Source organism: Vandammella animalimorsus, assembly GCF_002288875.1.
Lineage (GTDB): Bacteria > Pseudomonadota > Gammaproteobacteria > Burkholderiales > Burkholderiaceae_C > Lampropedia > Lampropedia animalimorsus.
Genome location: NZ_NTBH01000001.1, coordinates 526,965 through 541,418, shown reverse-complemented (window position 1 = coordinate 541,418; position 14,454 = coordinate 526,965). Strand labels below are relative to the sequence as shown.

The window sequence follows — 14,454 nt, the reverse complement described above, 5'->3', positions numbered from 1 at the left end:
GCCAATGGCGCCCCGTCAATGGTTACAGCCAGTATTGGCGCACCAGCTCGCACATGGTGCGGGCGGCGCGGCCGCGGTGGCTGTATTGGTTCTTGGTGGCTTCGGGCAATTGGGCGAAAGTCTGGCCCAGCTCGGGCAGCAGCAGCACTGGGTCGAAGCCAAAGCCCTGCTCGCCGCGCGGCTCGGGGGCAATGTGCACGGCCACTTTGCCCACGGCGATCAGGGGCTCCGGGTCTTGCGGCTGGCGCACCCCGACCAGTGTGCTGACCATGTAGGCGCTGCGATCGCTCAGATCGGCCATTTGTTCAAGCAAGGCGCGTACATTGTTGGCATCGCTTTTGGGGTAGCCGAACTGTTGGCAGTAGTGGGCCGTTTGCACGCCAGGCAGGCCGCCGAAGGCCTTGACGCACAAGCCCGCATCGTCGGCGATGGCCGGCAGGCCGGAATGCTTTGCGGCAAAGCGCGCCTTGGCCAGGGCGTTCTCGACAAAGGTCTGGAAAGGCTCCTCGGCTTCGCCGCTGAAGAGCTTGCCTTGGGCGACGATTTCCACTCCCAGCGGCGCAAACAGGGTTTGCAACTCGTGCAGCTTGCCTTGGTTGTTGGAGGCCAGAACGATGGTTTTCATGGGGGCGGTGCTCAAAGGTAACGAGGGCAATCAGGCATTGCGCGGGGCCTGCAAGGCCTGTTTTTGCAGCGCGATCAAGCTGCGGATGCCCTGTGCGCCCAGCTCCAGCATTTGTTGCAGCTGCGCCTGGCTGAAGGTTTGGCCCTCAGCCGTACCTTGCAATTCGACGAAGTGGCCGCTTTCGGTCATGACGATGTTCATGTCCGTGTCGCAGGCCGAATCCTCTGCGTAGGCCAGATCGAGCAGGGCCTGTTCTTGCACGATGCCCACCGAGACGGCCGCCAGGGCCTGGCGGATGGGCGATTGCTGGATCAGGCCCTGTTCCAGCAGCCATTGCACGGCATCGCAAGCGGCCACATAGGCGCCGGTGATGGCGGCTGTGCGCGTGCCGCCATCGGCCTGCAGCACGTCGCAGTCCAGCTGCAGGGTGCGCTCGCCAAGCAGTTGCAGGTCGAAGACTGAGCGCAGCGCGCGGCCAATCAGGCGCTGGATTTCTTGCGTGCGCCCGGTTTGCTTGCCTTTGGCCGCCTCGCGCGCGCCGCGCGTGTGGGTGGCGCGCGGCAGCATGCCGTACTCGGCCGTCACCCAGCCCTCACCAGAGCCTTTCTTGTGCGGCGGCACCCGCTCCTCGACCGAGGCCGTGCACAGCACTTGCGTGTTGCCAAAGCTGATCAGCACCGAGCCTTCGGCGTGCATGGTGTAGTGGCGCTGGATGTGCACGGGGCGCAGCGCGTCGCAGGCGCGGCCGTCGGCGCGCAGAAAAAGCGTGGAGGAAGTCATGGTGCGAGTGCAGATTGGGCCCATCCAGAATGCATGCAAGGGGATGATGGGCTTTGAGAGATGTTGCGGTATTTTTTGGGGGCGGATGCCCAACGTCCGCCGTTATGGCCATCTGCCAATGGCGTGGCGCGAGCCGGTGCGCGAACCCGCTATCTATCTGGCCATGTGCAATGGCTTGCCATGCGCACATGGGATAGAGCGGCGGCCTCAGCTGCGGCGCAAGGCGCGGTTGATTTCGCTGAGGCTTTTTTCAATGTCCACGTCGTCGAGCAGGTCGCCGGAGATGGTGGTGGTGAACTCCTCCATGTCCGAGAAGTCGTCATTGATTTCGACTGCGCGGCTGGCGGTTTGCTTGCGCTCTTCCTGCCAATCGACGGCAATGATGGTGATGTTGTCGCTGGACTTGCCGGCGGTGTGAAAGGCTAGCTCGACCAATTCCGGCCCTGTGAGGGTGATGTCGCCGCCATTGAGTTTATTGACGATGGAGTCTTCGTCCAGCGGGCCCCAAAGGCCGTCCGAGCACAACAGGATGCGATCGTCCTTGTCCAGATTTTCCGGGCTGCTGAGGTCGTAGATGGGGCGCGCAGGCGAGCCCAGGCAGGTGAACAGCACGTTGCGGTTCATTTCCCCCATCTTGGTGAGCACGGATTCGCGCAGCTCTGAATAGGAGTGGTCGCGCGTGCGGGTCAGCAGCACGCCCTTGCGCGTGATGTACAAGCGCGAGTCGCCACAATGAATCCATTGGATCTCGCCGTTTTGCACCACAGCCGCGACCAAGGTGGTGCGTGGCGAGTCGGGCATGCCTTTGTCGATGGCATAGCGCAGGATTTGGCGGTGCGCCATCAGCAGGCCCGATTCGAGAAAGTGCGGCACATCGTCAATCGTGGGCAGAGCTTGCTTCTTGAACAGCGCGGCCATGGTCTGGATGGCAATTTGCGCCGCTGTTTCTCCCTCCGGGTGGCCGCCCATTCCATCTGCCAGCACGAATAAAGCGGCATCGCCCGTATGGCAATAGCCCATTCGGTCTTCGTTCTTCTTGCGGCCACCTTGATGGCTGGTTTGGAATACTGAGAATTTCATTGCGATGGTGGCACAGCGGCAGCAGCGGTGGGCTGGTGCGCGGGCATGCGCGATGGCCAAAACGGCGTATTGTCGCTGGTATTGGAGCCTTGTAGACGAGCACCCGAAGGGCAAACTGTGGTTTTCCCCGCTGGTCGGGGCGGCGCAGCCAACGATCGTTGCAGGCTCATTCCTCTTTCTTGCCGCCCACCAGTGAGCTCAGTTGCATGCGCACTTTCTCGCCCATGCTCATCTGGGAATAGCGCAGTTCAGTCTCGCGCGCCAGCTCCTTTTGCAGCGCAAACACCGACTGGGGGCGCGCCAGTGGGTCCAGCGCCATGCACCACTCGACGACTTGGATCAAATTGTCTGAATAAATACGCTTGACCCGGCTCAGCGACAGACTCAGGCGGTCTTTCTCGTTGCGCTGCGGCACATCGTTGGGCGGCACACCCAGCATGCAGGCATAGATGCAGGCGCCAATGGCGTAGATGTCCGTCCAGGGGCCCAGCGCGCCATCGCGCTTGTACATCTCCGGCGCGGCAAAGCCCGGCGTGTACATCGGGCGCACGAAATTACCCTCCTTGGAGAGCACCTCGCGCGCGGCGCCGAAGTCGATCATCACGGCCTTGTCGTCGTCGGTGATGAAGATATTGGCCGGCTTGATGTCCAGATGCAGCATCTTGTGCTGGTGCACGATGCGCAGGCCGCGCAGGATCTCGTCGAACAGCGAGCGGATGGTCGATTCCCTGAACACCTTGCGGCTGTCGGGGTTGCGCGCAGTGACGATGAACTCCTGCAGGGTTGAGCCCTCCAGATGGTTCATGACCATGTAGACGGTCTCGTTTTCGCGAAAGAAGTTCAGCACGCTGACCACCGAGTCGTGCGAGATCTGCGCCAGCGAGCGCCCTTCCTCGAAAAAGCTCTTGAGCCCCAGGCGGTACAGCGACATCTTCTCCGGCGCAACCTGCGGGATCAGCTGGCCAGGCTCACGCGTGACCAGCGACGAGGGCAGGTACTCCTTGATAGCCACCGGGTGGCCTTCGGGGTCAATGGCAAAGTACACCACGCCAAAGCCGCCCGAGGAAATGCGGTGCAGCAGCTGGTAGCCGCCCACTTTGGTGTTGGGCGGCAGCGGGGCGGGCTTGGTCTTTGGGGCGTTGGTGCTAGGGGCTGCTGGGGTGGCCATGGCGGTCTGCGGAAGTGGATGGCTGCAGGAGCTGCGGTGTGGTCGGTGATGGCACTTTGGCGGGCGAACCTACAGATGAATCAACCGGCGCCACGCACAGCGCGGCGCACCCCGATCGGTGCGCCTTGCCGCTTTGGCTTGCAGTTGTAACCTGTCGTGGCAAGGGCCATGGCAGGCTGGCATAGCCGCCTGCGGCAGCGGGGATAATAGTCGTTTTGTGCTTGCGCGCTCATGTGTGGCGTGCTGCGCGCAGGCGCTCCCGCGTAACGAACACCAACCATTGCAACAACATATGGCAGTCAACAGCATGACCGGCTACGCCTCGCTACAGCAGCAGCTGCAGCAGCAAGGCCAAGACATGGGTCTGGGAATGGAATTGCGCTCGGTCAACAGCCGGTTTTTGGATTTGGTGCTGAAAGTGCCCGAGGCCCTCAAGGCGCACGAGGCGCGCATCCGCCAATTGCTGACCGAGCACCTGGCGCGCGGCAAGGTCGAAGTGCGCATGACGCTGCGCCGCAGCGAAGCCGTGCGGCACGGCGCCTTGCAGGTCGAGGCTTTGCAGCGCCTGGCGCACAACCAGGCGCAGATCCAAAGCTGGTTTCCCGATGCGCGCAGCCTGTCGGTGGCCGAAATCCTGCAGCTGCAAGCGCAGCCGCAAGACGAGCGCGATGAGCACGAGCTGCTCTGGGACGAAGCCTGCGAGCAACTCGTGCTCGACGCCATTGCCAGCTTGCGCGAGGCCCGGCAGGCTGAAGGCGCGCGGCTGGCGCAGGGCCTGGCCGAGCGCACGCGCCAATTGCAGCACTGGGTGCGCCAGGCCGAGCCGCTGGTGCCGCAGGTCGTGGCGCAGCAGCAGCAAAAGTTTCTTGATCGCTGGCACGAAGCACTCGCCCCCGCCCTGGAAGGCGCAGCCGACGCCCCGCCAGCGCTGGATCGCAAGGAGCTGGAGCAAAGGGCCATGGCCGAGGCCACGGCCTTTGCCATGCGCGTGGACGTGGCCGAAGAACTCACCCGCCTGGAGGCCCACCTGCAGGAAGTGCTGACGCTGCTGGACAAGGGCGGCGTGATCGGCAAGCGCCTGGACTTTCTGATGCAGGAGCTGCACCGCGAGGCCAACACGCTGGGCAGCAAATCGCCCGTGCTAGAACTCAGTCGCATCAGCATGGAGATGAAGGTGCTGATCGAGCAAATGCGCGAGCAGGTGCAGAACATCGAGTGAATGGCGCTGGCCATGCGGCCTGGCGATAGAGGATAGAGGGCTGCCCACCCAACTGCCTGGCAGCCCATCCACGGGCACAACCCAGAGAGACGCTGCCCCCAATGGGCGGCGCTGTCTCTCCATACCAATGAAAGGCAAGCGATGATGGACTTCTCGGCTGCCCAATGGGTATTGATCTGGATAGTGGCTGCTGCGGCCTACGTGGTGTTTGGCATCGCAGGCGTTGGCGTGGCGCAGTTAGCGAGACCGGTGCTGGAGCCTTTCATGCCTTTGTTGCGCATGGGGCCATTGCTGGCTGTGCTGGACTTTGGCGCTGCCGCAACCAATTTACTGTGCGATGGCCGTCAGCGTGTGGACATGACCGAACTCAAGCGCCTGCTGCCCTGGATGCTGCTCGGTTACGGCATGGGAGTGGTGGTGAGGTTCCAGGCCGGGGCCACGGTGACGCTGATGGTGGGCATTCTTGCCGTTGCCTATGCGCTGCATGCGCTGCTGCACCAGCAGGCGCACCAGTCCTTTCCCGCCACGTTCGCCATGCCTTTTGGTCTAGGGCCTGTTCACACTATGCAAGGAGTCGCGAAGGCATGAAAAATCGCTCCGATCAAGGCGCACGTCGCAGGGCGTATGTCGATACGCCCAAGACGGGCAACGCCGAGCGGAGCGATTTTTCATGCCTTCCCGAAGGGTTGGGGCCTGCAGGGGCCGCCCACGGCGTTGGCAATCCTCGCAAGGCATCGAGCCTTGCTGCGGTTGCCGCCTTGTGCTCGGCCCCTGCAGGCCCCAACGCGATCTCCTTGCATAGTGTGAACAGGCCCTATTGGGCGGGGCGTTCAGCGCCTTGTTCGGTGGTGGTGGTTTTGTGTATGCCGTCTACCTGGCGGGTCGGGTGGAGGACAAGGAATGCCTGCGCGCGACACAAAGCATGCTGATTGGCCTGTCTGCCCTGGGGCCGTTGCTGTTCTTCCTGCTGGCAGGGGCCTATCACGACAGCAGGCTGCTGATGCAGGCCGCCGCGCTGCTGCCCGCCATGTGGGGCGGGCTTTGGCTGGGCCGCCACATCACGCTGCGCCTGTCGCGCGAGCAGTTCCTGCGCATCCTGCACGGCATCGTGCTGGCCTCGGGCCTGGCCCTGCTGGCACGCTACTTTTTTTGAGTGCTCACGCGGCTGTCGGCGCTGGCCCGTCCAGCGCCGCGCGGATGGGGCGCAGAAAGTCCTGGGCGGCGGCCACCACGCCTTCGGGCGGCTGGTTCTCGATCACCTGAATCAAGCGGCTGCCAATCACCACGGCATCGGCCACCTCGCCGATGGCGCGGGCGGTGTCGGCGTCGCGGATGCCAAAGCCCACGCCCACGGGGATGTGCACGTGCTGGCGGATGCGCGGCAGCGCGGCCTGCACTTGGGCCGTGTTCAGGCTGGCCGCGCCGGTTACGCCCTTGAGCGAGACGTAATAGACGTAGCCGCTGGCCACCTGGGCCACCTGCTGCATGCGCGCCTCGGTGCTGGTGGGGGCGAGCAGGAAGATCAAATCCAGCCCGGCGGCTTTGAGCGCGGCGGCGAAGTCTGTGCATTCCTCGGGCGGGTAATCGACGATGAGCAGCCCGTCCACGCCCGCAGCCGCCGCATCGCGGATGAAGCTGCCCGCACCGTGCTTCTGGTCGTAGCGCTCCACCGGGTTGGCGTAGCCCATCAACACCACAGGCGTCTTGTCGTCCTGCTGGCGAAAGGCTTTGACGTGCGCCAGCACCTGCGTCAGCCCCACACCGAGCGCCAGCGCACGCTCGCCGGCTTGCTGAATCACGGGCCCATCGGCGCTGGGGTCGGAAAACGGCACGCCCAGCTCAATCACATCCGCCCCCGCCGCCACCATGCCGTGCATCAGCTCGGGCGTGATGTCGGCAAAGGGAAAGCCGGCGGTGACGTAAGGAATCAGGGCCTTGCGGCCTTGGGCTTTAAGGGCTTCAAAGGTGGATTGGATGCGGCTCATAAGAAGAAAAGGGTGCAAAAGGGGTCAGCTTGCGATGGCGCCAGGCAAGGCTTGCGCCCGATGGGCGTTCACGTAGCGCTCGTACAGCGCTTGCAATTGGGTGGCGGGCGCGTCGGTCAGCACCACGCGTTCGGCGCTGAAGCGGATCTGACTGCTTTTGGGCTTGATCAGCTCTTGCCAGAGCGCTGCGCCTGTTTGGGCGCTGGCTTGTTCGAAAGCGGGGGCCTGGCGGCTCAGTTCGCTGCGCAGGTCGTGCATGGTGCGCTCGAAGCTGCTGGCATCCACACCGGCAAAGAAATGGGCCAGGCGCTCGGACTGCCTGTGCAGCAACTCAAAGCCGAAATAGCGATGCGCAGGCGCATACAGCACCACACCGACGTTGGCAAATTCCTCGGTTTCGACGTGGGGCATGAAGCGCGCTATCGAGTAATGGCACAGGGTGTTCATGGCGGGTTGAGGCTCCAGAACGTGTCGGGGTCGCGGCAGCGGGTTAGACAAACATTGCAGTCCTATATTTGCGGAGGGTCGATGCGGCTCATGGGTTTGGGGTGTGTCAGCTGGTGGCGCCATCGTCCATGCCCACGTAGCCGGGCAGTTGGCGGACTTGGTCCAGCCAGCGGGTGATGGCGGGGTAGGCGGCAAGGTCAAAGCCGCCCTGGTGGGCGACGTGGGTGTAGGCGTAGAGGGAAATGTCGGCCAGCGTGGGGGCCTGGCCGCACAGCCAGGGGTTGCGTTGCAGGGCTTGCTCCATCACGGCCAGGGCTTTGTGGCCCTTGGGTTGCAGGCTGTCGTATTCGGCGCGGCGGCTTTCGGGCAGGCCCAGGTAGTGCTGGATGAAGCGGGCCACGGCGATGAAGGGCTCGTGACTGTATTGCTCGAAAAACTGCCATGCCAGCATGTGCGCGTGGGTGAAGGCATCGCTTGGGATAAGCGCACTGCCATGGGCCAGGTAATGAATGATGGCGTTGGATTCGGCCAGGCTGCGGCCATCGGGCAAAAGCAGCAGGGGAATCTTGCCGTTGGGGTTCATGGCAAGGAATTCGTCCGTGCGGGTCTCGCCTTTCAGAATGTCCACGTGCACCCATTCATGCGCCATGCCCAGCAGGCTCAGGACCAGCTTGACCTTGTAGCAGTTGCCTGACTGGATGTCGCCGTAAATGCGGAGTTGTTGGGTCATGGCGTGCTTGTCTTTGTTTGTGGTGTGTTGCCGAAGGCGCTTCAGCCCTTCGCACCCTTGACCACATGCCCGCGCATGGAGGGCTGGTCGTAGAAGTCCACGCCGTCCAGGTCGGCCACGGTGCCGATGTCCTTGTCGCCCCGGCCAGACAAGCACACCAGGATGGCCTGCTTGGGCCGCATGGTGGGGGCGAGCTTCATGGCGTGGGCGAAGGCGTGGCTGGATTCCAGCGCGGGGATGATGCCCTCGGTGCGGCACAGGTGGTGGAAGGCGGCCAGAGCCTCGGCGTCGGTGATGCCCACGTATTCGGCGCGGCCGGTGTCTTTGAGCCAGGCGTGTTCAGGGCCGACGCCGGGGTAGTCCAGCCCGGCGCTGATGCTGTGTGTTTCGAGGATTTGGCCGTCGTCGTCTTGCAGCACGTAGGTGCGGTTGCCGTGCAGCACGCCGGGGCTGCCGCGTTGCAGGCTGGCCGAATGCTTGCCGCTGTCCAGCCCTTGGCCCGCGGCTTCCACGCCGATCAGGCGCGTGTTTTCATAAGGGATGTAGGGGTGGAAGATGCCCATGGCGTTGCTGCCGCCGCCCACGCAGGCGATCACCGCATCGGGCTGGGTGGCGGCCATGCGCTGCGCGGCCAGCATGCCCGGCATTTGGCTCAGGCACTCGCGGCCGATGATGCTTTGGAAGTCGCGCACCATCATGGGGTAGGGGTGCGGCCCGGCCACGGTGCCGATGATGTAGAAGGTGTCGTCCACGTTCGCCACCCAGTCGCGCATGGCTTCGTTGAGGGCGTCTTTCAGCGTCTTGCTGCCGGACTCTACCGGCACGACGGTGGCGCCCAGCAGCTTCATGCGATAGACGTTGGGCGACTGGCGCTTGACGTCTTCCGCGCCCATGTAGACCACGCATTGCAGGCCGTAGCGCGCGCAGATGGTGGCGGTGGCCACGCCGTGCTGGCCCGCGCCGGTTTCGGCAATGATGCGCGGCTTGCCCATGCGCTTGGCCAGCATGGCCTGGCCGATGACGTTGTTGATCTTGTGCGCGCCGGTGTGGTTGAGGTCTTCGCGCTTGAGGTAAATCTGCGCGCCTTTCAATTCGCGGCTGGTGCGCTCGGCGTGGTAGATGGGCGAGGGGCGGCCCACGTAGTGCGCCAGCTCGCGCTGGAATTCGGCCTGGAAATCCGCGTCGTGCTGGTAGCGGGCGTAGGCGGCCGTCAGCTCGTCAATGGCGTAGGTCAGGGTTTCGCTGCTGAAGCGGCCGCCGTAAGGGCCGAAATGGCCCTGTTCGTTGGGCAGGGCGTATGGAGTGGTTGTGGTGGTCATCTTTCTCATCCTGAAATGGCCGCGCTTGCGTGCCAGGCGGGGCGCGATCGCCAGGCTTTCAGCCCTGGCTGGCATCGGCCTGCCGCACTGCGGCCATGAAATGCATCATCTTGCCGGCATCCTTGATGCCTTTGAGCGCTCGGCCATCGGGGCCGTCCTGCTCGATGCCGGAGCTCACATCGACGGCCAGCGACAGGCCGCGATGGCGCAGCTCAGCGATGCCATCGATCACATTTGATGGTGTGAGCCCACCACTTAAGACGAGGTGAGATGTGACGCTTGTTGGTAGAAGTGACCAATTGAATGTTTGCCCGCCGCCGCCGTAGCCCGTGACGTGGGCGTCCAGCAAAATGGCCTGGGCTTGTGAGAAACGACGGGCGAATTCTACGAGATCGAATGCCGCCCCGGCCCCGTCCGTTGCCACCGGAATGCGTGCGGCGCGCAGGTAGGGGTGGCGGCCTTGGTGGCTCAGGCGCTGGCAGTCTTCGGGCGTTTCATCGCCGTGAAATTGCAGCCAGGCGTGCGGCAGCAGGCCCAGGGCGGCATCGACTTCGGCCTGGCTGGCATTGACGAACAGCAGCACGGGCGTGACAAAGGGCGGCAGGGCGCGCGCCAGCGCGGCGGCGCGCTCGGGCGTGACGTGGCGCGGGCTTTTGGGGTAGAGCACGAAGCCCACGGCATCGGCCCCAGCGGCCACGGCCGCGGCCACGTCTTGCTCGCGCGTGAGGCCGCAGAACTTGACACGCGTGGGGGCGCTGGCGCGGGTGCTGGCTGGCGGTGTAGTGGTGGTCATGGCAGGCAGTCCTCCTGTGCGCTGCCCAGGGGGCCGCCGGGCAGAAAGTCGAGCAGGGCGCAGCTCTCGGGCAGGCCCCAGTGCGGCGCATAGCGCGGCCCGATGAAGTACAGCCCATCGGGCGAAAAGGTGGGCGCGGCAGCCGCACGCGAGCGCGCCTGCAGCACCTGCAGCATCCAGTGCGGGGCCTGCTGGCCTTGGCCGATGTGCAGCAGGCAGCCCATGATGTTGCGGATCATGTGGTGCAAAAAGGCATTGGCCTCGAACTCGAAGCGCCAGTAGCAACTGGGCACGGCGCGCTCGTCGGGCCCGGCTACGGGATGCTGCTGGCGCAGTGGCGTGGCGCTGATGCGGATGGCCTGCAGTTGCTTGATGGGGGTGTGCGATTGGCAGGCCGCGGCGCGGAAGGAGCTGAAATCGTGTTCGCCCAGCAAGTGGCTGGCGGCCTCGCGCATGGCCTGGGCGTCCAGCGGCAGAAACGTCCAGCCCACCCGGCCGGCATCGACGCTGGGGCGCACGGCCGATTGCAGCACCACATACACGTAGCGGCGGCTGAGGGCGTGGTTGCGCGCGTGAAAATGGCTTGGCACGCTGCGCGCCCATTGCACGGCAATGTCGCCGGGCAGGTAGCGGTTGGTGCCGCGCACCCAGGACATGGGCGTGCGCTGCACGGGCGAATCGAAATGCACGACTTGCATCAGCCCATGTACGCCGGCATCGGTGCGCCCGGCGCACAGGGTGGAGACGGGCTGGCCGATGAACTGCCGCAGGGCTTGTTCAAGCCGGTCTTGCACGGTCTGGCCATCGGGTTGGCTTTGCCAGCCGTGGTAGTGCTGGCCGTGGTAGCTGATGCCCAGGGCGATGCGGGGGGATTGATCCATGGCGGGACGGGGATATGGGCGCAGCGGGCAAATGGCCGCCATTGTGCCTGCTGCATTGGGCGCGTTTTTTGGACGCGGTTTTTCAGGCCTGCCAATGAGAAACGCCGAAGCATGCTTCGGCGTCTTCGTCATGGATGGCCACTGCTGCGGGCCTGGCAGCAGCCCGCAGCGCAGCCGGTCGACAAAAGGTCTTTAGCCCAACTCTTTGAGCAGGGCCTGGGCCTTCTCCTTGAGTTCACCGTCGGCTTGCTCCAGCACTTCACGGGCCAGGGCCTGTGCGCCTTCGTTGTCGCCCAGCGCGCTGAACTCTTTGGCCAGCGCCAGCTTGGTGGCCAGAGGATTGTCGGCCACGGTGCCGCCATCTTGCAGATCCAGGTCTGCGAGCATGCTTTCTTCCTTGGCGCTGGTCTGAGGCGGGGCGTCGAACTGCAGATCCGACAGATCCAGGTCCAGCGAAGGCGGCGGGGTGTCCTTGACGACTGGCCCCGCAGGCGCCAGGTCGGTGGGCAGATCCAGCAGCGGCGCAGTGGCTGGCGCAGTGACGGTAGAGACTGGCGCATCCAGATTGGGCAGTGAGCCAGAGGACAGGCCTGTGTCGCTATCGGCCGCAGGGCTGGCCGGGGGCATGGCGTTGAAATCCAGGTCCAGCGGCGCAGCTGCCGAATCCGATACGGGCAGCGCTGTCGTGGCCGAGGTGTTGAGGCTGTCCAGCGACAGATCCAGATCGCTCAACGGGGGCACGCCCGAGCTCATGCCTTGCCGGCTGTCGATGTCCAGGCCGGTTTGCTTGGTCGATGGCGATTGCGAGGAGCTTTGGAAGTCAAAGTCCAGACCGGACAGTGGCCCGAAGCCCGAGAGGATGCTGGAATCGGCCCCAGCGTTAGGGTCGGCCAGAGGCGTCTGGGCCACGGCGGTCTGGTACAGGGCGTTGGCAGGATCGAGGGTGCGGCCAATTTCTGCGACCTTGATCCAATCGGCGCCCGATTGCTGAGTCAGGCGGGCAATCTCATTGGCTTTGGCCTCGAAAGCGACCTTGTCCTGGCGCGAGGCATAGATTTCCGCCAGGCGCACCTTGATGGCGGCGCGTGTCGGATTGTTGACCTCGGCTTCCTTGAGCACCTCCTCGGCCTGCTGATCGCGGCCGTAGGCCAGCAGCACATCGGCTTCGAGCACAGGGTCGCCTTCGCCCGTGGCGTCGATCTGGCTGGGCGAGTAGGACATGGAAGACACGCCCGTGGACATGCCGGTCGTGCCGGACTTGGTGATGGCGCTGTCGGCGTGCTCATGGTCGGCATGAGCGGCGTCATTCCTGGAGCCGCTGGCAAAGAAGGAGTCGGGGATGTTGCCGCTGTTTTCATAGACGACATCGCCCTCGCCACGGTTGCGGCGGTAGCGGTAGAAGCCGTAGCCCAGCAGCAAGGCCAGCAGGCCGCCGCCCAGGTAGGGCAGGTAGGGCATGTAGTCGTCCAGCAAGCTGGTCTCTGGCGGAGGTGGCGGGGGAACCGGCGCTGGCGGCGGCGGGGGAGGCGGCGGGGGCGCGACCGGCTCGGCAGGCTCCACAGGCGGCACGATGGGCGCTTGCGCATCGGGCATGACTTCCTGGGTGCCAGCCATGCCGCTGTCGCCAGCGTCAGCAGGCGCTGGGGCGGGCTCTTGCGGCAGCGCAATGGGTGGCTGGGCCTCGACCGGGATGCCCATGCCGCTGTCGGCGCCGGGCGCGGCGCTGGCGCTGCCACCGTCGCCGGCAGCGGGGCTGCTGCTGGACGATTGCTTGTTGGCCTCGTCCAGCAGGCGCTGCATCTCCTCGATCTTGCTGGCGTTGTCCTCCGCCTCTTTCTTGCGCGCGGCGTCTTCCTCACGCTGGCGTTGTGCGGCAATGCGCTCCTCTTCGGCCTTGCGTGCAGCATCTGCCTGGGGCTGGGTCAGCACCAGGGTGTCAGGCTGTGGCGGGGGCGCTACGACCGGCGGGGCCGTGACCTGGCCGCTGGTCGTGTCCTTCGGTTGGGGCGCCACGCGTGCGGCAGGCGCGCGGTGGGCGATGCGGCCACGGTATTGGTTGAAATTGCGTGTCTGTGCGGAGATGAGGCGCCGCGCCTCCTTGGCAGAAACGGACTGGGCCTCGCCGGCATCAGGGATTTCCAGCGTGACGCCTGCACGCAGCAGGTTGACGTTGCCCTGGATGAAGGCGTGCGGGTTGGCGCGCTGCAAGGCCACCAGCATCTGATCGAGCGAAACGTTGGCTGGCAGATTGCGCCGTGCAATGGCGCCGGCCGTATCGCCACGGCGGGTAGTGACCGAGCCGGAGCGGGCGCTGCTGGGGGTGTGCTGCGCCATCGGCGCCGGGGCTCGGGTGCGGGTGACGGCAGTCGGTGCGGCGGCGACAGGCGCAGCCACCGGGGCGGGGATGGTGGCTGACACGCGGCGGCGCGACGTGGCGCTGCCGCTGCTCACGTGGCCTTTGCTGCGCATCCATTCCTGGGCGCGCTGGTAGGAGGTGCTGGGCTGGCCGCTGGCAGCCACGGGCGCGGGCTCGAACGCGGGCAGTGCGCCGGTCTGGCTGGGCACGGCGCCGGCTTGGGCCGTTTGCACGGCAGGGGCGGCGCGTGTGCTGGTTGGCGGGTCGAGCAGCAGGGCGTAACTGCGCACGGCATTGCCACCATTCCAGGTGGTGCTGAGCACCAGATCAAGGAAGGGCTCGTTCACCGGCGCGGAAGTGCTCAGCTGCAGCACAGCGCTGCCATCGGCGCGGCGCTGCAGCTTGACTTTGAGCTGCGTCATGATGGCCGAGTAGTTCGCACCGTGGGCATTGAAAACGTCGGGCGATGCGGGATTGGCCTGCAGCGACTCGGCCTCATCCCTGGTCAGGTTGGTGACGGGGATAGTGGCGCGCAGCGGTTCGCCCAAGTGCGATTGCACACGAATCTGCCCCAGGGTCAGTGCCCAGGCATTGGAGCCATGCAAACCTGCGGCAAGCAACGCTGCGGCGGTCAGAACGGAGTGTTTCCAGTGGTGCGTGTATGCCATGTGCTTCTTTTTAATAAATGTAAGAAAGGATTGGTGCTTTGGCGCACTGTGCCGGCCATTTATAAGAAAGCCAAAGCGCTGCGCAATGCCGCCTCACGCGGCGAAAATGCACCAGAATGCCGATGGAAGATAGCAGCAATGAATTTCACTGACAAGGAAATTCATGGCGCAATGCTGTTACGATTGAAAACATTTTGTGCCATGTTGCCTGCTGGCAACGCTGCGCTTGGGCATCAGTCAAATCAGCAGCTTGCGCTCATCTTTTGAGAGCCTGTTCAAAATTTCGATGCGAGTGGGCAGAAAGCGGTTTGGGCTGGGGGCACGGCGCCCCATTGAGCCCATGCCATTCGGCTTGGCCTGGGAGGCCTCCTGACGGGGCGTTTGCAACGCCGAAGAACAACCC

15 protein-coding genes are annotated in these 14,454 nt (G+C 64.7%); 4 read left to right on the top strand and 11 right to left on the bottom strand.

The genetic code is table 11. The annotated features are described in order from the left end of the window. Positions 1–22: 22 nt before the first annotated feature. The 4 genes from rdgB to CLI93_RS02255 all read right to left on the bottom strand — a co-directional run bounded on the left by rdgB (position 23) and on the right by CLI93_RS02255 (position 3,653). The gene (gene rdgB / locus CLI93_RS02270; RefSeq protein WP_095541267.1) at positions 23–625 is read right to left on the bottom strand and encodes an RdgB/HAM1 family non-canonical purine NTP pyrophosphatase; all 603 of its coding nucleotides are present in this window, start codon (positions 623–625) and stop codon (positions 23–25) included. A gap of 30 nt (positions 626–655) precedes the next feature. Continuing rightward, positions 656–1,405 carry a ribonuclease PH gene (rph, locus tag CLI93_RS02265; protein WP_095541412.1) on the bottom strand — a complete coding sequence of 250 codons (750 nt, stop codon included), beginning with the start codon at positions 1,403–1,405 and terminating at the stop codon, positions 656–658. A gap of 207 nt (positions 1,406–1,612) precedes the next feature. Beyond that, positions 1,613–2,485, bottom strand: coding sequence for a PP2C family protein-serine/threonine phosphatase (locus CLI93_RS02260; RefSeq protein WP_095541268.1), 873 nt, complete (start codon positions 2,483–2,485; stop codon positions 1,613–1,615). Between the two features lie 166 nt (positions 2,486–2,651). Continuing rightward, entirely contained in the window at positions 2,652–3,653 is a 1,002-nt protein-coding gene (locus tag CLI93_RS02255; protein ID WP_095548851.1) for a serine/threonine protein kinase, read from the bottom strand. Between the two features lie 292 nt (positions 3,654–3,945). Here CLI93_RS02255 and CLI93_RS02250 point away from each other — a divergent pair, with 292 nt between their 5' ends. From CLI93_RS02250 to CLI93_RS02240, 3 genes are all read left to right on the top strand, one after another. Next, positions 3,946–4,872, top strand: coding sequence for a YicC/YloC family endoribonuclease (locus tag CLI93_RS02250; RefSeq protein ID WP_095541270.1), 927 nt, complete (start codon positions 3,946–3,948; stop codon positions 4,870–4,872). Between the two features lie 141 nt (positions 4,873–5,013). Further along, positions 5,014–5,460, top strand: coding sequence for a hypothetical protein (locus CLI93_RS02245; RefSeq protein ID WP_095541271.1), 447 nt, complete (start codon positions 5,014–5,016; stop codon positions 5,458–5,460). A 229-nt stretch (positions 5,461–5,689) separates the two neighbouring features. Beyond that, positions 5,690–6,025 carry a TSUP family transporter gene (locus CLI93_RS02240; protein WP_095541272.1) on the top strand — a complete coding sequence of 112 codons (336 nt, stop codon included), beginning with the start codon at positions 5,690–5,692 and terminating at the stop codon, positions 6,023–6,025. 4 nt (positions 6,026–6,029) lie between these two features. Here the strand turns inward: CLI93_RS02240 and trpA are convergent, their stop codons facing one another. From trpA to CLI93_RS02205, 7 genes are all read right to left on the bottom strand, one after another. Continuing rightward, positions 6,030–6,857: a tryptophan synthase subunit alpha gene (gene trpA / locus CLI93_RS02235; RefSeq protein ID WP_095541273.1), complete on the bottom strand. Its 828-nt coding sequence runs from the start codon at positions 6,855–6,857 to the stop codon at positions 6,030–6,032. A gap of 24 nt (positions 6,858–6,881) precedes the next feature. Then, the gene (locus tag CLI93_RS02230) at positions 6,882–7,304 is read right to left on the bottom strand and encodes a DUF3037 domain-containing protein (protein WP_275249098.1); all 423 of its coding nucleotides are present in this window, start codon (positions 7,302–7,304) and stop codon (positions 6,882–6,884) included. A 106-nt stretch (positions 7,305–7,410) separates the two neighbouring features. Beyond that, positions 7,411–8,034, bottom strand: a complete 624-nt coding sequence (locus tag CLI93_RS02225) for a glutathione S-transferase family protein (RefSeq protein ID WP_095541275.1) — start codon at positions 8,032–8,034, stop codon at positions 7,411–7,413. A gap of 41 nt (positions 8,035–8,075) precedes the next feature. After that, a complete protein-coding gene (gene trpB / locus CLI93_RS02220; protein ID WP_095541413.1) occupies positions 8,076–9,353 on the bottom strand; it encodes a tryptophan synthase subunit beta in 1,278 nt (425 codons plus the stop codon). A 58-nt stretch (positions 9,354–9,411) separates the two neighbouring features. Continuing rightward, positions 9,412–10,146 (bottom strand): phosphoribosylanthranilate isomerase, encoded by a 735-nt coding sequence (locus tag CLI93_RS02215; protein WP_095541276.1) that lies wholly within the window; start codon positions 10,144–10,146, stop codon positions 9,412–9,414. Next, on the bottom strand, positions 10,143–11,027 hold the full coding sequence (gene truA, locus CLI93_RS02210; RefSeq protein WP_095541277.1) for a tRNA pseudouridine(38-40) synthase TruA: 885 nt from the start codon (positions 11,025–11,027) through the stop codon (positions 10,143–10,145). The genes CLI93_RS02215 and truA overlap by 4 nt, the downstream gene beginning before the upstream one ends. Positions 11,028–11,219: 192 nt before the next feature. Then, positions 11,220–13,988: a motility hub landmark protein FimV gene (locus CLI93_RS02205; protein WP_172425511.1), complete on the bottom strand. Its 2,769-nt coding sequence runs from the start codon at positions 13,986–13,988 to the stop codon at positions 11,220–11,222. Here CLI93_RS02205 and CLI93_RS14690 point away from each other — a divergent pair. Further along, positions 13,983–14,318 (top strand): hypothetical protein, encoded by a 336-nt coding sequence (locus tag CLI93_RS14690; protein ID WP_172424196.1) that lies wholly within the window; start codon positions 13,983–13,985, stop codon positions 14,316–14,318. The genes CLI93_RS02205 and CLI93_RS14690 overlap by 6 nt on opposite strands. Positions 14,319–14,454: the final 136 nt, after the last annotated feature.

What these genes read in the sequence shown, in the direction of transcription:
- CLI93_RS02225 (WP_095541275.1), bottom strand. Translation starts at nt 8,034, where the DNA reads ATGACCCAACAACTCCGCATTTACGGCGACATCCAGTCAGGCAACTGC.
- trpA (WP_095541273.1), bottom strand. Translation starts at nt 6,857, where the DNA reads ATGAGCCGCATCCAATCCACCTTTGAAGCCCTTAAAGCCCAAGGCCGC.
- CLI93_RS14690 (WP_172424196.1), top strand. Translation starts at nt 13,983, where the DNA reads ATGCAAACCTGCGGCAAGCAACGCTGCGGCGGTCAGAACGGAGTGTTT.
- CLI93_RS02245 (WP_095541271.1), top strand. Translation starts at nt 5,014, where the DNA reads ATGATGGACTTCTCGGCTGCCCAATGGGTATTGATCTGGATAGTGGCT.
- CLI93_RS02215 (WP_095541276.1), bottom strand. Translation starts at nt 10,146, where the DNA reads ATGACCACCACTACACCGCCAGCCAGCACCCGCGCCAGCGCCCCCACG.
- CLI93_RS02255 (WP_095548851.1), bottom strand. Translation starts at nt 3,653, where the DNA reads ATGGCCACCCCAGCAGCCCCTAGCACCAACGCCCCAAAGACCAAGCCC.
- rdgB (WP_095541267.1), bottom strand. Translation starts at nt 625, where the DNA reads ATGAAAACCATCGTTCTGGCCTCCAACAACCAAGGCAAGCTGCACGAG.
- CLI93_RS02260 (WP_095541268.1), bottom strand. Translation starts at nt 2,485, where the DNA reads ATGAAATTCTCAGTATTCCAAACCAGCCATCAAGGTGGCCGCAAGAAG.
- CLI93_RS02230 (WP_275249098.1), bottom strand. Translation starts at nt 7,304, where the DNA reads ATGAACACCCTGTGCCATTACTCGATAGCGCGCTTCATGCCCCACGTC.
- trpB (WP_095541413.1), bottom strand. Translation starts at nt 9,353, where the DNA reads ATGACCACCACAACCACTCCATACGCCCTGCCCAACGAACAGGGCCAT.
- truA (WP_095541277.1), bottom strand. Translation starts at nt 11,027, where the DNA reads ATGGATCAATCCCCCCGCATCGCCCTGGGCATCAGCTACCACGGCCAG.
- CLI93_RS02250 (WP_095541270.1), top strand. Translation starts at nt 3,946, where the DNA reads ATGGCAGTCAACAGCATGACCGGCTACGCCTCGCTACAGCAGCAGCTG.
- rph (WP_095541412.1), bottom strand. Translation starts at nt 1,405, where the DNA reads ATGACTTCCTCCACGCTTTTTCTGCGCGCCGACGGCCGCGCCTGCGAC.